14 protein-coding genes are annotated in these 15,086 nt (G+C 39.3%); 2 read left to right on the forward strand and 12 right to left on the reverse strand.

Annotation, left to right across the window (positions count from 1 at the left end; translation table 11 throughout):
* Window positions 1–145 precede the first annotated feature (145 nt).
* The 4 genes from B4240_RS05930 to B4240_RS05945 form a co-directional block, all read right to left on the reverse strand.
* Window positions 146–1,741, reverse strand: a complete 1,596-nt coding sequence (locus B4240_RS05930) for a sensor histidine kinase (RefSeq protein ID WP_201611945.1) — start codon at window positions 1,739–1,741, stop codon at window positions 146–148.
* 52 nt (window positions 1,742–1,793) lie between these two features.
* Window positions 1,794–2,453: a response regulator gene (locus tag B4240_RS05935; RefSeq protein WP_025651479.1), complete on the reverse strand. Its 660-nt coding sequence runs from the start codon at window positions 2,451–2,453 to the stop codon at window positions 1,794–1,796.
* A 33-nt stretch (window positions 2,454–2,486) separates the two neighbouring features.
* Window positions 2,487–3,238 (reverse strand): IS5 family transposase gene (locus B4240_RS05940; RefSeq protein ID WP_296237422.1). Its coding sequence is split into 2 segments (ribosomal slippage): window positions 2,487–3,025 and window positions 3,025–3,238, totalling 753 coding nucleotides; the frame shifts between segments, so codons are not numbered across the junction.
* A 207-nt stretch (window positions 3,239–3,445) separates the two neighbouring features.
* Window positions 3,446–4,015 carry a PepSY domain-containing protein gene (locus tag B4240_RS05945; RefSeq protein WP_025651480.1) on the reverse strand — a complete coding sequence of 190 codons (570 nt, stop codon included), beginning with the start codon at window positions 4,013–4,015 and terminating at the stop codon, window positions 3,446–3,448.
* A 196-nt stretch (window positions 4,016–4,211) separates the two neighbouring features.
* Here B4240_RS05945 and B4240_RS05950 point away from each other — a divergent pair, with 196 nt between their 5' ends.
* The gene (locus tag B4240_RS05950) at window positions 4,212–4,757 is read left to right on the forward strand and encodes a manganese efflux pump MntP family protein (RefSeq protein ID WP_025651482.1); all 546 of its coding nucleotides are present in this window, start codon (window positions 4,212–4,214) and stop codon (window positions 4,755–4,757) included.
* On the opposite strand, the gene B4240_RS05955 is transcribed toward B4240_RS05950, so the two are convergent.
* The 3 genes from B4240_RS05955 to B4240_RS05965 all read right to left on the reverse strand — a co-directional run bounded on the left by B4240_RS05955 (window position 4,719) and on the right by B4240_RS05965 (window position 7,034).
* Window positions 4,719–5,483, reverse strand: a complete 765-nt coding sequence (locus B4240_RS05955; protein WP_201567584.1) for a PAP2 family lipid A phosphatase — start codon at window positions 5,481–5,483, stop codon at window positions 4,719–4,721. The two genes, B4240_RS05950 and B4240_RS05955, sit on opposite strands and share 39 nt — an antisense overlap.
* Before the next feature lie 48 nt (window positions 5,484–5,531).
* Window positions 5,532–6,005: a diacylglycerol kinase gene (locus B4240_RS05960; RefSeq protein WP_025651484.1), complete on the reverse strand. Its 474-nt coding sequence runs from the start codon at window positions 6,003–6,005 to the stop codon at window positions 5,532–5,534.
* A 432-nt stretch (window positions 6,006–6,437) separates the two neighbouring features.
* The gene (locus tag B4240_RS05965; RefSeq protein WP_025651486.1) at window positions 6,438–7,034 is read right to left on the reverse strand and encodes a PepSY domain-containing protein; all 597 of its coding nucleotides are present in this window, start codon (window positions 7,032–7,034) and stop codon (window positions 6,438–6,440) included.
* Between the two features lie 271 nt (window positions 7,035–7,305).
* Here B4240_RS05965 and B4240_RS05970 point away from each other — a divergent pair, with 271 nt between their 5' ends.
* The gene (locus B4240_RS05970) at window positions 7,306–8,286 is read left to right on the forward strand and encodes a CorA family divalent cation transporter (protein ID WP_102077235.1); all 981 of its coding nucleotides are present in this window, start codon (window positions 7,306–7,308) and stop codon (window positions 8,284–8,286) included.
* A gap of 56 nt (window positions 8,287–8,342) precedes the next feature.
* On the opposite strand, the gene B4240_RS05975 is transcribed toward B4240_RS05970, so the two are convergent.
* The 5 genes from B4240_RS05975 to B4240_RS05995 all read right to left on the reverse strand — a co-directional run bounded on the left by B4240_RS05975 (window position 8,343) and on the right by B4240_RS05995 (window position 15,035).
* Window positions 8,343–9,689 carry a sensor histidine kinase gene (locus tag B4240_RS05975; protein ID WP_201593653.1) on the reverse strand — a complete coding sequence of 449 codons (1,347 nt, stop codon included), beginning with the start codon at window positions 9,687–9,689 and terminating at the stop codon, window positions 8,343–8,345.
* Between the two features lie 97 nt (window positions 9,690–9,786).
* The gene (locus B4240_RS05980; protein ID WP_201611432.1) at window positions 9,787–10,473 is read right to left on the reverse strand and encodes a response regulator transcription factor; all 687 of its coding nucleotides are present in this window, start codon (window positions 10,471–10,473) and stop codon (window positions 9,787–9,789) included.
* Between the two features lie 44 nt (window positions 10,474–10,517).
* Complete coding sequence (locus tag B4240_RS05985) at window positions 10,518–12,218, reverse strand: phosphoethanolamine transferase (protein WP_296237435.1); 1,701 nt, start codon at window positions 12,216–12,218, stop codon at window positions 10,518–10,520.
* Between the two features lie 539 nt (window positions 12,219–12,757).
* Entirely contained in the window at window positions 12,758–14,311 is a 1,554-nt protein-coding gene (locus B4240_RS05990; protein ID WP_296237437.1) for an ATP-binding protein, read from the reverse strand.
* Window positions 14,301–15,035 carry a heavy metal response regulator transcription factor gene (locus B4240_RS05995; RefSeq protein WP_025645672.1) on the reverse strand — a complete coding sequence of 245 codons (735 nt, stop codon included), beginning with the start codon at window positions 15,033–15,035 and terminating at the stop codon, window positions 14,301–14,303. The genes B4240_RS05990 and B4240_RS05995 overlap by 11 nt, the downstream gene beginning before the upstream one ends.
* Between the last annotated feature and the right edge of the window lie 51 nt (window positions 15,036–15,086).

Consider the following 15,086-nt stretch of genomic DNA (forward strand, 5'->3'; position numbering starts at 1 on the left):
GATTGACGGCAGTGGTCAGTTAGATTCACTCTATTAGTAAACAAATTTAATGTTACGTTGTAGATGTCACTAAATTATCAATAGAGATGTTAAGAAAGTGTGAAGATGCAACTATTTAGATCTATTAAAATTTCTATGTATGAGTTTAAAAGATCAAAGTTATACAAAGTCCTCGATTATCATGTAAGTTTAAAATCTCAGAATTAGAGTCCTTCATAAAGACATCGATACCTGCCTGCTCACAGATTGATTTAACAATAGAGAGCCCAAGTCCTGTACCTTCTATTTCCTGTGATTGCTTACTTGCGCTATCTGATCTTGAAGCGCTTATACTATTGTTAAGTTTACTGTCGCTAAATTGATCAGCTGCACTAATCACTTGATTAAGCCGTATAAAGGGTTCAAAAGCTTTCTCATAATCACTAGGGTCAATGCCTGCGCCTGAATCTATGATCTGTAATACTAATTTGTTATCTAGCGTCTTGGATATATCATTTAATTTCCCAGATTGAATCACATGTGAGCCAAAATTATATTGAGCATTTAAAGCCGATTTATCCAAACTGCCTGAGTTTTGCTCAAGTTGATAGAGTTTAACCATGACTTGACCATTATCTAGCGTATAAATAATAGCGTTTTGAATCAGGTTTTTTATGAGCATTAATAATGATGTCTCATCTATCTTTACTTTGCTACTTGACTGTAAGTCGACAGTTAGTTCGATGTTCTTATTATCAGCAATAGGAATGAGTAACCCTATGACTTGTTCGATAATAGATTTAACATTGGTTGCTGTTGTCTCGGTACCAAGCTCGGTATTGATATTACCAGCACGAGCGAGCGTTAATAATTGCTCAACCAAACTTTGATTACGCCTCAAGCGAATAGCCAGTTTATCGAGGCCTTCCGACATAACGTTATCATTACTAATACGCTGTAATCGTTGTAATTGTAGTGAGATGGCAGTCAGCGGCGAGCGCAGTTCATGGGCAGCATCAGCGATAAAGCGTTGCTGACGTTCAATACTAATTTTGACTATAGCCAATAATCTATTTAACGATTCGGCTAGTGGCAGCAATTCAGAGGGCAGTCTACCAATCGATAAAGGACTTAGGTCATTCTCATTACGTGCGCTTATCTCATGATGCAATTGACGCACAGGTTTCATCATGCGCCACATGATAAAAGGCAGTAAAAGCAGTAATAATGCTATACCGATAATAAGGGGTAAAAAAGACTGTAAGGCACTAGCTTTGGCTAAATCATCCTGTAAATCTGTCTGTTGGCGCAAAATTAGAGCCACTTCTTCATCAGTATCTAAAGACTCAATCTTGACATCATTTCTATAGGTTCGCCAAGAATGACCGTCAATGTTTTGATCGCTTATCCCTTGTGGAACGCTATTTACTAATGCCAACGGTATAGGTTCTGAGTAATCATGCTCATCATCGCTTTGAACGTTCTGATAATCTTCTACCCCGTTATTGAGTGAGGCGGAGAGTATGACTATATCAACGGTGATCGCACCATCATCGTCATCGGTATCAAAGTGAATGTTGCTGCGGGCATGCTCGTCACTGTATGAATAAGCAGCATTATTATTTAAACCACTAATATTAAGCGACTGCTCTAATAAGGCAGCAGTATTTTTTAAGTTATCATCCTGAAAGTCATTTATCTCGTTATAGCTGTACCAAAATCCATAACCACCAGCCACTATTGCCAGTAGTAATAATGACACAACAGACCAAAAGATAAGTTGGAACTGTAATGAGTTAAAGGGCTTACGAAATTTAGGCATTGCTGATATACCATCCAAGGCCACGAACATTTTTGATTCTATCTTGTCCGACCTTTTTGCGTAAACTATGAATCAAAAACTCAATGGCGTTACTTTCAACTTCGCCGCCCCAGCCATATAACGAATCCTCAAGCTCATTTTTGGACATGACTTTTTCAGGCGATAGCATAAAGGTAGTGAGAAGCATGTACTCCTTTGCGGTTAAATCGATAGGGCTACCATCCATCATGACCCGTTTGTGCGCGGTATCTAAACTTAAATTGCCAACCGTCACTTGATTATCAGCCTTGCCTTGGGCACGGCGAATAAGTACTCTCATGCGTGCAAAGACTTCTCCTAACTCAAAAGGCTTGACGACATAATCATCAGCCCCTGAGTCTAAGCCTGCAATTCTATCTTTTAATTGATCACGCGCGGTGAGTATCAACACTGGTGTTTCAATCTTGGCATCGCGAATAGCAGTCAACACGCCCATGCCATCAACTTCTGGAAGACCTAAGTCTAATAAGATGATGTCATAAGGTTGCACCCTTAATGTCAGTATGGCTTGACGACCGTCTTTGACCCAATCAACCGTATAAGCCTCATCTTGCAAGGCTTCGCTCAGACTCTCGCCAATCATCAAGTCATCTTCGACTACCAATACGCGCATGGGATATCCTTATTATGTGACTAGGGCGTGTCCTCAATTCATCTTGCAATGAATGATAGTACACGCCAGATAAAGCATTGACTTAAAATTACGAGCCAACTTCTCATAGCGGGTGGCTATACTACGGAAGTGCTTGAGTCTCGCAAACATATTTTCTACTAAATGGCGCAGTTTGTATAAATAGCTATCAAACTCTGGATTAGGCTGTTTGGCATTTTTCCTTTTAGGGATGACAGGCACCATATCGTGGGTACGGGCTTTGTCTCTGATGGCTTCTGAGTCATAGCCTTTATCAGCGATAAAGTAATCAGCTTGACCAATCATGTCAATCAATTCACCTGCAACTTGACTGTCGTGGACGTCACCCCCAGTGATTTTAAAATGGAGCGGATATCCATCGGCATCACAGGATAGGTGTATCTTTGTAGTTGCGCCGCCACGGCTTCGTCCAATTGCTCGATCTTCACCACGCCGAGCTCCACTTGCATGCTGGTGACACCGTATATGACTTCCGTCGATGAATACCCATTCCGTATCAACTTCTTTTCGTAGGCTAAAAAAAAATTCTCCCATAAACCAGTTTTCGACCAGCGGTTGAAACGACTATAGGCTGTTTTCCAAGAACACAACTCTTTAGGTATGTCACGCCAAGGCGCACCTGTGCGTAGTTTCCACAGTATGGCTTCCATGACCTCTCGACTGTTTTGAGTTTGATAGCAGCCATGCTGTGTCATTGTTGATTGCAATTGATCCCAAAGCGTATCTGTTAGTACTGTTCTTGCCATAACTTGTATTTCTCGCATCGACTCAGTAGATGCGGTATTGTAACTATTATTTATGCCTTATCCAATTGAAGACACGCCCTAGTAGGATTAAAAAATATTTATCTATAGTGACACTTTTTATAGCGTCCTCAAACTAAAAAGCTCTAATCGATACTAGTGTACAGAGTAGAGCCGTTGTTAAGCTATATTCAACCAAGTTTTAAAATATTAATCATCATCTAACTGACTGCTGACAACCTGACCATTCATGCTATCGATTATCAGTTTATTTATGTCCATCCCTTTAGCTATTTCAATCTCATAAGCGGGTATACCGTTATCAAAATCAAACTCTGCTTCAGTAATTTTGCCACCAACACTTTGCGTTGCTTTTTGCATGGCTTGGGTTAGGGTTATTTGGGCTTGCCTCATAGCGTTATATTCTGCTAAGTCGTCTTGATCTATTTTTTCCTGCTTAGATTTTAGAACTTTGCCGCTACTGGCGTCAATTTTTACTTCATGCTCCACTCCATCATTGATAAGCTTGATTTCATACTCGCCACTTGCCATATAATCGTTTTGGTCAAACTCAGCGCTAATTAAGTCTCCTTTGACTGTTTTTTGTGCAATAGCGACGGCTTGCTCTAGACTGATTTTACTCTGTGCTATCGCGACTGCGTCACTCGTCTTTGCGCCTGAAATAGCAGGTATTTGACCTGAGGCAACAGCGAGAGTACCAATACCTAGAACGCTAAGAGCAATAAGTAGGGATTTGCTTAGGGTTGATAGTTTTTTCATCGTGTTTACTCCGTATTTAAGGTTCATGTCTGACGACTCATTATCAAAGTTGTCAGAAGTGTCGATATGAGTCCATCATACAAAACAAGACATAGAAGAAGCTTAGCGTAGAATAAGCGTTCAGTTAGCTACTCATATTTTTGGGCTATAATGCTGTTGCTCTTTCGATAATCCTTATACAGAGTAATATTTTATTATGTTTGAGATACTATTATTGGCGTTAGCACTCGCTGCGGATGCGTTTGCGGCTGCAATCGGTCTTGGCTCGACACATAGAAGCGATGGTAAGTCGCAGTTTATAAAAATGGCGTTACTCATTGGATTATACTTCGGTGTTGCTCAGGGGGTGATGCCGCTAATTGGTTATGCGCTTGGCTCTACTATGCTCGGTTGGTTTGCGGAATGGGCTGCTTGGATTGCTTTTATCATACTAGTGGCTCTTGGGATTAAGATGCTTTATGAGTCGTGTTCGGTTAGTGACGATACTCGGATCAATGTAAGTCATAAAACCTTGCTGTCATTGGCTATAGCGACTAGTCTCGATGCGATGGCAGCGGGCTTTACGTTAAACCTGTTGGTAGTTAATGCTTATGCTGCCTGTTTAATCATCGCATTGACGACCGCTATTTTAAGTGTTTTAGGGGCTTATATAGGACGCCAGTCAGGAACATGGCTCGGCAGTTGGGCAGAAGCTTTGGGCGGTTTAGTGCTGATAGCGATTGGTGTGAAGATGGTTATTTGAAGCATAATTATGCTCTGTTCTCTTAAAAAACACGCTGGCCAGCGCACAAGCTATAGTCAAAGACACCAACATCGATACTAAGGTATGACTAAAAAAATGATCACCAAACATCATTTTATATAGGCCCATTGTCCAGCCTAATACGGTTACGATTTCAAATATTCGATAGCGATACTTATAAAGAGTAGGTAAAAATGCTAAGCCATACAAAGAAAATCCTGCGCTGGCATGAGCTGCTGGAAAACATTTTGTATCGGTTTTAGCAAGCATATTTTGCCATAGATTAAGATAAGGTAGATCCCCGCCAAAAAGCGTTAGATGATTAGGACAGCTCACATGAGTAACGCTTTTTAATAGCGCGATAGTAGAAGGCACCACAATAAGAACAATAAGTAAGTAACTTATTTCACGAATTGAGAAGGGCACAATAAATTTACTTGTTTTATTGTTATCGATGATAGAGGCGATATTTGAAGATTGTCTGTATTTGATAACCAATACGGATATTAAATAGAGAGCCAACAAGATTAATAATGCTTTAGGACCATCATAAAAAATAAAAGCGTAAGGCTGTTCGCCTTTTTCTATCAGCCACTGACCATTATTATAGAAAAACTCACTAATACGAATATCAAATTGGCTATGCTCAAAGGTTAGAGCGGCAATAATTGTTAAGCAAAAAAGCTTAAGCCATATCCAGTTAGTTGGGTTATCTTCTAAAATCATGAAAATACCTTACTCAATGTATTAAATTGCTAAAAATTTAAGCACTTTTTAAAATAAAAGATTAGATAACGCCATGCACCACAAAACGAACAATAGTAATAATGCCAAAAATTGCGCGGCAGAACCCACGTCCTTGGCTATTTTAGCGAGGGGATGATGATCCGTTGAAGTATGATCGACGCTCGCTTCAATACCCGTATTAATAAGCTCCACAATGAGGGATAAGAATGAAGCAATCACAAGCACCATTTTGGCGCTGACGTTAAAAGGCATAAATATAATGACCGTGAACAATAAGAGATTGAGCCAGATAACTTGCCTAAAGGCCGCTTCAAACTTATAAGCCGCTTTAAAACCATCTATAGAATACCCCGTAGCTTTTACAATACGGGCTAACCCTTTTTTACCTTTAACCTCATTTGCAAAACTATCCGCTACAAAAGTATCATCAGATACAGGCTGATTTTTATAATCAAGATTTGTATGTTCGTGGCTCAGAGCAGTAGTCTTGGAATTATTCATATCGATAGCTTAGTATTTATTAAGATTAGAATAGCTGGCAGGTCTTAATGATATTACAGTGCATGTTAAGATCGCGTTAAGATGAATTTCATATAATAAGAAGCAGTAGCGAATACCGAGTTTGATTAAGGTATTGGCTACTACTGACTATTGAAGTTACAGTGAAAATAAGAAAAAGTGCAATCACCGATATATTTATTGTTGTAATGATCCCAGTGTAGGAGGGCACTGGTTAGCACTTGGGTATCAGTATGTGCTTGGAGCTGTTAAGGAAGCGTTAAGATAAAAAATATTTATAAAATTATTTGGAAAGGGCAATATTAATATCAAAATTCAATATATACAAAAAAGCAATAGCCGACACCTTGTTTATCAAGGTATTGGCTACTGCATCCTATTAATGAAGAGTTAGTATTTAGCTTTGCTTACTTTTTAGCCATCATCCTCCATATCAACTTGGCTGCTTAGAACCTTGCCAGTATTGGCATCTATGCTCACATCATATATCTGATTGTCTTTGACAACTTCGATGTCATATAAGGCTTGACCTTTTTCAAGCTCGAACTCAACACCGATGACTTTACCATTTACGCTTTGAGTGGCTTTTTGCATAGCACTAGTTAGCGTAACTTTGGCTTGCATCAGCGCTCTATATTCAGCCATGTCTTCTTTATCTAACTTCTCTTTTTCAGTCTCGATGACTTTGCCAGTATTGGCGTCGATCTTGACCTCGTAAGCCGTACCGTTTGATACAAACTCAACTTCATACTCGCCCGTTACAGCACCGTTGCCATTATCATCATCGTCGTCATAATCGAATTCTGCGCTGATTAGATCACCTTTAGCATTCTGTTTAGCTATATCGATTGCTTGCGTTAAGCTGATCTTACTTTGCATAGCGCTGACAGCTTCACTTGATCCAGTTACGGCTTTGGTATTAGCAGCAGGGGCGGCGATAGCGGTTGCACCTACGCCTGCAATAGTAAGGGCGATGATTGCTGATTTGGTTAGCGTTGATAAGTTTTTCATGAGAGTCATCCTTTGTATTAATCAATTTCTGACACACCATTAGTGGTTTTGCCAGCTACCTTGTGGGTATGAATCTATAATACGAGAGACGACATAGGGGAAACTTAGCGGAAAATAAGAGTTTGATTAGCGAGTAGATATAATAAATATTGCTTAATTTTCTGAGTTAAATCACTATTAAAAGACTATTAAACGTTTAACATAGCTAATATTTGTTCTAGATATCAAGTTTACTAAATTTTGATTAAAGGAGTTTCTATAGGGGGAAGGGATGTCAGAAAAGTTCTTACGAAACACTACACTTATTACTTATTCACCTTCAAAAGTGTCAATAGTACCTTGTGAAGATATCTTAATTTTAAACTTTAAGCCTCACGGCGACGAAGTTTTTTGGCTCAATACTTATGGATTGAGTGAATTAAATGAGATGAAACAAGTTGTCATCCAGAACCAGTTTGATGATTTTTTAATTAAATTATTGCAAGATGATGAGCATGCCAATAAGGTTATCGAACTCGATAATGTCCTGTTTATCGCTCTAAAAGTATTAAAAACTGATGACAAAAATCTAGATAATAAACAATTGATTTTCGTTGTATCGTCAAATATGTTATGGAGTTTGCAAGAGAATCATAATAATCATTTTCAGTGGATTCGTGATCGCTTAAGCGAAGGCAAAGGACAAGTTCGAAGCAAAAAAGTAGATTATTTGCTTTTTCTGTTGATTGAGTCATTGATAGCAAACTATGAAGAGACGTTTGAGAAATTACTGAATGCTGACGGTGACTCGATAAAGGTGACCAATATTAATCCAACGCCTTATTTTACTAAAAAGGTTGAGGAGCAAAAACGTCGCATGTTGAACTTTAAGAAAGCGACGCTGAGCCTTCGCAATACCATTGTAAAGCTGGAAACGATTAATATTATTCCTATGGATAGTAAGTATTTCACCGAACTTAAAGAGCAAGCCAACAATTTGATTGATGAAATTGATTTTGAGTTGTTTGAGCTTGATAGTAAAACCAATCTGATATTCTCAATTCAGGGCCATCGTTTGAATGAAATCATACGTACCTTGACCTTAGTGTCAGTGGTATTTATACCATTAACATTTTTGGTAGGCGTTTACGGTATGAATTTTGACTATATGCCTGAGTTAAAATGGAATGAGGGTTACTTTGCCTTGTGGGGTGTGATGGTAACATTGACTGTGGCCATCGTTGTGTATTTTAAAAGTAAGAAATGGTTTTAAACTGTACTGCTAACTTGTAATGTCTTAGGCTTTTAAAGATTGTTTATTAGTAGAATTTATTTATAATAAATACTAAACGTACTACCGCCTGCAGCATTAGCTTGATGGGTAAGTTGCCAGCCCATATGCGTTATGATGCGCTGAACAATACTTAGACCTAACCCTGTGCCATCAACCTTATAGCTCGTATAATCTTTTGACGAGAACTTATCAGTTAATTGCCCATCATTTTTCTTTTGCTCTAAACGCTCAAACCTTTCATAGAGTAGAGGCATCATCGCTTCAGGAATACCCAAGCCAGTATCGGTAACGGTGATTTTTTTATCGTCAATAATAATAACTACCTCACCCTCATCCGTGTATTGAAAGGCATTCTTTATTAAGTTGCCTAGTGCCATTTTTAGTAATTCAGGTCGTACGTAGGCAAAATACTCTTGTTCAGCGACTACTGCATAAGTCACAGTCTTATACCGTAGCAAGTATTTCAAGCGCTCCACCTCATTGTTAGCAATGTTATTGATAGAGGTTTGCGGAGCGTCCAGTTTTTCAGGAGCACGCGAGAGTAGTAATAATGCGCTGATAATCTCAGAGGTTTCTTTGGCCGTATTGCTAATACGGTTAGTAAACTCGCTCAAACGGCTATCGCCTTCTAACTGGGAAGCCAGTACTTCTGATGCACCCATGATAATCGTCAAAGGCGTGCGCAACTCGTGGCTAACATCTCCAGTAAATAGCTGCTCACGTTTGAGATACTGCTCAAGCTTATGATTCTTCTCATCAATAGCGCGTGCTAATACGCCAACCTCGGAGGGCAAATGGGTCAATTCGGTTAAATTTTGATGATCGGTCTCTACTGCTTTTTTTAAGTCTAATAAAGGTTTAGTAATTTGCCTAGAGGATAGCTGAGAAAATATTGCGGCAATTAGTAAGCTTAAAATAACGGCAACTCTCAAGGCATTAGCAAAGATATCTTCTAGGTGCTCAAAGATGGCAAGGACAGGGTAGTTCCCCATTACCATCTCAGTGTCTTCTAAATAGCTCAAAATATAGTTTTGCTTATTTTTTTGATAGTGAAAAAAATGCAGTTCCGTTCTAACATCGCCACCTTTGGTGGGCACGGTTACGGGCATCTCTTGCACTGTCTCGGTTGCCAAAGCTTTTAAATTATCAGGTGCATGATTATAACGATAAATAGTGATGCCAGGTTTTGCCGTATAAATAGGCTGATCGCCGTCCTTTTCTTGACTAAGCTCTAGCTGTTGTAGCAAACGAGCTTTGACCAACTCTTGCTCCATCCTTGTCTCAGCGTACACAAAAATGCTGACGAATGTCGCACACAGTAGTATGGCAAATAGAAAATATGACAGTCGAAATTTATTGGCGATGGAGTCGATGCTGAACATGGTATTTACTTCTAGTAGAAGGCGGTAAGAAGGGAATAGTAGATATCACTAACACGACTCTCAATCAGGCTGAGTCGCTAAATCGTACAAGAATATTTTATACTTTATCCGGATTAATTATCTGATAACCCACTCCAGGCATCGTCATTATCATAGGTCTGGCAAATGGCTTGTCGACTTGTACGCGTACACTATGCATATGAGTCCGTAGCGCATCGCTACTTGGAATATCCTCACCCCATACCTTTTCCTCAAGCTCACTTTTACTGACGACTCGTGGCGACGCATTCATTAATGTTTCTAAAATTTTAAACCCTGTCGGTGTCAGTTTTAGTGATTTACCTTCTCGTCTAATCGTGTGCTCATTAGCATTTAAGGATAATGGTCCGACAGCTAAGCTGTGCTCAAAATGCTCATCCTGATTTCGACGGATAAGCGCTTTGATACGTGATTCCAACTCAATAAGTGAAAAAGGCTTGACCAGATAATCGTCAGCGCCACTATCGAAGCCTGCGACTTTATCCAAAATCGTATCACGAGCCGTCAGCATCAATACAGGGGTTTTATTATGTAGCTCTTCTCTCAGTTTTTTACATAGCTTGGTGCCGTCCATACCCGGCAGCATGACATCTAATAAAATAACGTCATAGCGATTATTCGCGGCGAGTGTTAAGCCGCTAATGCCATTATGAGCGTTGTCCAGCTCAAAACCTTTTGGTTCAAAAAAGGCATAAATATTGGCGACGATATCGGGATTGTCTTCGATGATAAGTATCTTGTACATAATAGTCTCTTGTATAAATATTAGTAGCGCCTAGGTTGAAGGTCTTAATGGATAGTTTTAAAAAAGGTTGGCGCTGCTGCTACCTCATCGGTAGTAATACCGAAAAAGTTAAGTAAAGTTGGCGTAATAAAGTCATGTGACACGGGCTGATTAATCGTACTAATGAGACTACTTTTATCAATATTATTGCTAGTAGGCGACCAAATGATGACAGGCACCTGCTTTTGCGCATCAGGTGCGATAGCGTAGGGCATGCCATGCAAGTAAATATTATTCTCGCCTAAACTTTCGCCATGATCGCTAATATATACCATTACCACATCATAGTCCTGCTCATACTTTTTGAGCGTATTAATCACGTTATTTAAGAAATAATCTGTATAACGAATGGCATTGTCATAAGCGTTGATGACGGATTGATCATCGCATTTAGCAAGCTCGTTCGTCATGCATACTGGTTTGTACTCTTCAAACTCCTTAGGATAACGTTTGTAGTAAGCGGGACCATGATTACCCATTTGATGCAATAAAATAAGGGTGTCTTTAGCAGAGCCGTCTGCTGTTACTCCTGTATCTGACTTAACTAAAGTATCAAAACCGTCAAGCATACCAATATCACGACACTCCTCATCACAATTTGGATTAACATCAGGCGTCTTAAAGTCCTCAAAAGTTACTCTATTAGCTACTCCTTTAGAGCTCGAATTATTGTCTCGCCAAACAACTTTGACGCCTTGCTTGTTCAAGGTATCTAGTACATTTTCATTATAGTCTGCCGTATTGTAATCATAATTTTCTCGATTAGCATAACTAAACATACAAGGTACGGAATAAGCGGTGGACGTGCCACAAGAGGTCGCATTTCTAAAGCTATAGATATTTGGCTGGCTAGCAAGTAAAGGCGTAGTGTCGCGCTTGTAGCCATTAAGAGCGATATGATCGGCACGAACCGTTTCACCAACGACAAATACCATGAGTTTAGGTTTTGCTGCACTAGTACCAGCAGTAGGGGTTATACGTTTGGCGTCTGTAGCATGCAGGGTCAAAGTATCCGGACGACGCAATTCATCGATATAGTCGGTACCTAATTTGATAACCGAATAAATAGGGGTAATAGGATTAGCATAACTACGAACCATTTTATGCTGACGAAAAAAGGTGGCGTATTGATCGCCAAAGGGCAGTAGGCAGACAGCCATTAAGGCGATAGATGAGGTTAAGGTTAACGCTTTTTGCCATAGCGCTCGACGTAAAGGTACTCTTTTTATGCGGATTTTAGCAATAATAACTGCGGGTATAACGCCTAGCAGGAACACTCGTATAAAGAAGCTTAGCGACATCAGCCCCATCGCTTCACCTTGATCGGTTTGTATACTATTGATCAGCATATTAGTATCGAAAATAGTGCCATAAGCGTCAGTAAAATAGCCACATACGGCCGCTATCATTACCATAGCGATGAGCACTGGTTTAGCAATAGGACGATAGCAAAATAATTGGAAAAGCAGCCACATTAAGCCGAACAATAAGCCTGTGATAGAAACCATGAAGCCAACGTTATTACCAAAAGGGTAAATGCTAAGCACTTGCGCGAAAAAACCAAAATTTGCAGTAGCGACTAAATAGAGCGCAATGATAATAATCAGATAGTTAAGATTAATTTCATGATTAAAAATGCTGTTTAGATAGCTTTTTTGGGTAGGAGCTTTGGTGATTTCAGTGCTAAGTGCTTGAGAGGTTGACATAACTAGGCTTCTCAACAGGATGGTAAGGAGTTTGATTCCTTACGATAACAAGAGGCCTGTTAAGAAGACGTTAAGATATTTGGGTTGAGTAATGCTTTAAGAAGATAATATATTCTTAAAAATAAATAGTTAGATAATAAGCTTAAGGATGCATATTGCCTCTACTTTAGCTGGTTAGTCGACGCCTAATAAACCAACTAATTATAATTACTATAGCAATCGATAAAAAAATCTTTGAGTAGGGTGCTAACGCAGTCTCTATAACCTCGTAGTTTTTGCCGAAGTGGTAACCTGCAAGCGTCAGTACAGTTGTCCAAACACTAGAACCCAAAGCAGTCAATACTAAAAAAGATAAAAGTGGCATTTTGTTCATACCCCCATATCAACAACATCACCTAAGAAAATTAGACTTCATAATCTAGCCTTATACACTATATGAATAATAGCATTCAGAGCCTTTCGACTTATCAAAATAAAATAGACCTATAGTAGGTCTACATATTATTAATATTTTGAACACTAGGATATTGAGGTGTATGCTACTTAGCAATCAATAATCCTACAGTAACTTCAAAACAATACTCATCTTTGTTAGTGATATTGACCGTCCCTTTATGAGCATTAGCAATAGCCTGAACGATAGATAAACCCAAACCTGATCCTGAATGGTGCTGGCTAGTTTTATCATGACGATAAAAGCGCTCAAACAATCGATCTGCTTCGCTTTGGTTTAGAGGTTTTTCTAGAAGGTTAGTAAAAGTTATCTCTAGCCAAGATTGCTTCGCGGTTTGAGTGTTACTTTGATCGTCTTCAAGCATCTTATAATTATTAACGGAAGTATTTGGAGTGTTGACAGTGGCTGATATTGTGACGACGCTATTACTAGCGGCGTAGTAGATCGCGTTTGATAGCAGATTAGCAAATAGCCTTTGCAATAAACCTTCATCGCCTAATACTGCCTTAAAATCTCCTAATTTTACAAAAGTTATTTTACGATCCTCGGCAATCATTTCAAAGTAATCTAACAGCTTATTGATTAGGACCTCAGTATCTACAGTAGTCACTTGCGAATCACTCAGTCCTTTTTGGGTTTTTGCTAGCAGTAGCATGTTGTTAATCATCGCCGATAATTGCTCTAAGGTGTCATGTTGCTGATGTAATTGTTCGACATATTCCTCTTCCTCTCTAGGCTTATTTAACATGACTTGCGTTTGCGTAATCAGCGTCGCTATTGGCGTGCGTAGCTCATGCGCGATATTGTCTGAAAATCGCGACAACGACTCAAAATTGCTTTCAAGCTTAGCCATCATCGAGTTATAGGATTCTGCTAAAGGTCTTAGCTCTAATGGCATATCACTAACTATTACTCTTTCGCTCAATCTTTCAGGATGAATACCTTTCATCCTTTGCACGATAGTGGATAAAGGGGCAAAACCCCAATACACGCTTAAGGTTGCTATTGAAACCAACAGTAGTGTGATGGCAAATAGGATCAGACTAAGTTGACGGTTAAACTGTAATAAATACTGATGATGCACGTCAATGGGTAAGGCGATAAGGGCAAGCATGTCATCGTCTCCAATAACCATAGCTCGATAACGTCTGTCTTTAATATTTATTACAAACTGTCTGTCATCATGATTTTGCTGTAATGATAATAGGTTAAAGTCGGCACTTAATTCATTAGCAAAGTTTTTGGGAGTACTAGATAGCAATCGCCCCTCTTTATCAGCAATGATAGTTTTTAGATCGTAATCTAGCGCTGATGAATGCAGGTGATCATCATTTTCTGTGGCTATTGTAGGAAGTAGATTTGAAGAAGCTTTCGAGCTTAGCGGTTGTTGAGTGTTTGATGGACTTTGAGGCTTAGGTAGTGTCTGAGAGGCTATTTGGTTATCCGCCTCTGTTACGCGCTTACGTAGATTAAAGGCTGCGTGGGTAATGATTTCAGCATCCATTTGCTCAAAATGGCCTTTAACAGAGTGCTGTACCCAGATATAGATTATCAACTGCGATAAAACGACAAACATCGTCAATAAAAACACAGTTCGCCATAGTAAGGGTAAGCGTCGATTGTCCAATCTATTTATCATATTGGCTATCTTCCGTTTCGCTGGCAGCTTTATTACTAGCTGAAACGTCGACAGCATCTAATCGGTAGCCCATGCCACGCACAGTATGAATTAGCTTGGTATCAAACTCATCGTCTATTTTTATACGCAGACGTCTTATTGCCACATCAATCACATTAGTATCGTTATCAAAGTTCATATCCCATACTTGTGAAGCAATGATTGAGCGTGGTAATACTTCACCGCGGCGCTCTAATAGAAACTGTAATAGGGAGAACTCTTTTGCGGTTAGTTTAATGGGCGTGTCTCCTCTATGTACAGTGCGCTTGGCAATGTCCATTTTGAGATCCGCTATTTGCATGAGCGTACTTTTATAGTCGGCTTGATTGGCGCGTCGTAATAAGCTTTTTATCCTGACTATTAACTCTGCAAAGGCAAAAGGTTTGGTCAGATAATCATCACCGCCAATCTCAATCCCCTTGATTTTGTCATCTAAATCATCTTTTGCGGTTAGAAATAACACTGGCGTATGCTTGCCAGCCGCTCGGTAATTACGTACTAGCTCAAAACCGCTAACATCAGGCAGCATAACATCCATGAGTATCACGCTAAACTCTTCAGTCATCATAGCATGGTAGCCATCTAAACCTGTCAGCTGATGATCAACAATGAAGCCTGCTTCACTTAAGCCTTTTTTTACATATTCGCCGAGTTTTAATTCATCTTCTACTAGTAGTACTTTCATAGTAATCCTTCAATATAATTATGATTTTATAATACCCAAATCAATATAAAT

The sequence above is a fragment of the Psychrobacter sp. UBA5136 genome (genome assembly GCF_002414005.1).
In the GTDB taxonomy this organism is placed as follows: domain Bacteria; phylum Pseudomonadota; class Gammaproteobacteria; order Pseudomonadales; family Moraxellaceae; genus Psychrobacter.

Excerpts from the sequence above, each read along its gene's own strand:
- B4240_RS05935 (WP_025651479.1), bottom strand. The coding sequence starts at position 2,453 with ATGCGCGTATTGGTAGTCGAAGATGACTTGATGATTGGCGAGAGTCTG.
- B4240_RS05945 (WP_025651480.1), bottom strand. The coding sequence starts at position 4,015 with ATGAAAAAACTATCAACCCTAAGCAAATCCCTACTTATTGCTCTTAGC.
- B4240_RS05950 (WP_025651482.1), top strand. The coding sequence starts at position 4,212 with ATGTTTGAGATACTATTATTGGCGTTAGCACTCGCTGCGGATGCGTTT.
- B4240_RS05955 (WP_201567584.1), bottom strand. The coding sequence starts at position 5,483 with ATGATTTTAGAAGATAACCCAACTAACTGGATATGGCTTAAGCTTTTT.
- B4240_RS05960 (WP_025651484.1), bottom strand. The coding sequence starts at position 6,005 with ATGAATAATTCCAAGACTACTGCTCTGAGCCACGAACATACAAATCTT.
- B4240_RS05965 (WP_025651486.1), bottom strand. The coding sequence starts at position 7,034 with ATGAAAAACTTATCAACGCTAACCAAATCAGCAATCATCGCCCTTACT.
- B4240_RS05970 (WP_102077235.1), top strand. The coding sequence starts at position 7,306 with ATGTCAGAAAAGTTCTTACGAAACACTACACTTATTACTTATTCACCT.
- B4240_RS05975 (WP_201593653.1), bottom strand. The coding sequence starts at position 9,689 with ATGTTCAGCATCGACTCCATCGCCAATAAATTTCGACTGTCATATTTT.
- B4240_RS05980 (WP_201611432.1), bottom strand. The coding sequence starts at position 10,473 with ATGTACAAGATACTTATCATCGAAGACAATCCCGATATCGTCGCCAAT.
- B4240_RS05985 (WP_296237435.1), bottom strand. The coding sequence starts at position 12,218 with ATGTCAACCTCTCAAGCACTTAGCACTGAAATCACCAAAGCTCCTACC.
- B4240_RS05990 (WP_296237437.1), bottom strand. The coding sequence starts at position 14,311 with ATGATAAATAGATTGGACAATCGACGCTTACCCTTACTATGGCGAACT.
- B4240_RS05995 (WP_025645672.1), bottom strand. The coding sequence starts at position 15,035 with ATGAAAGTACTACTAGTAGAAGATGAATTAAAACTCGGCGAATATGTA.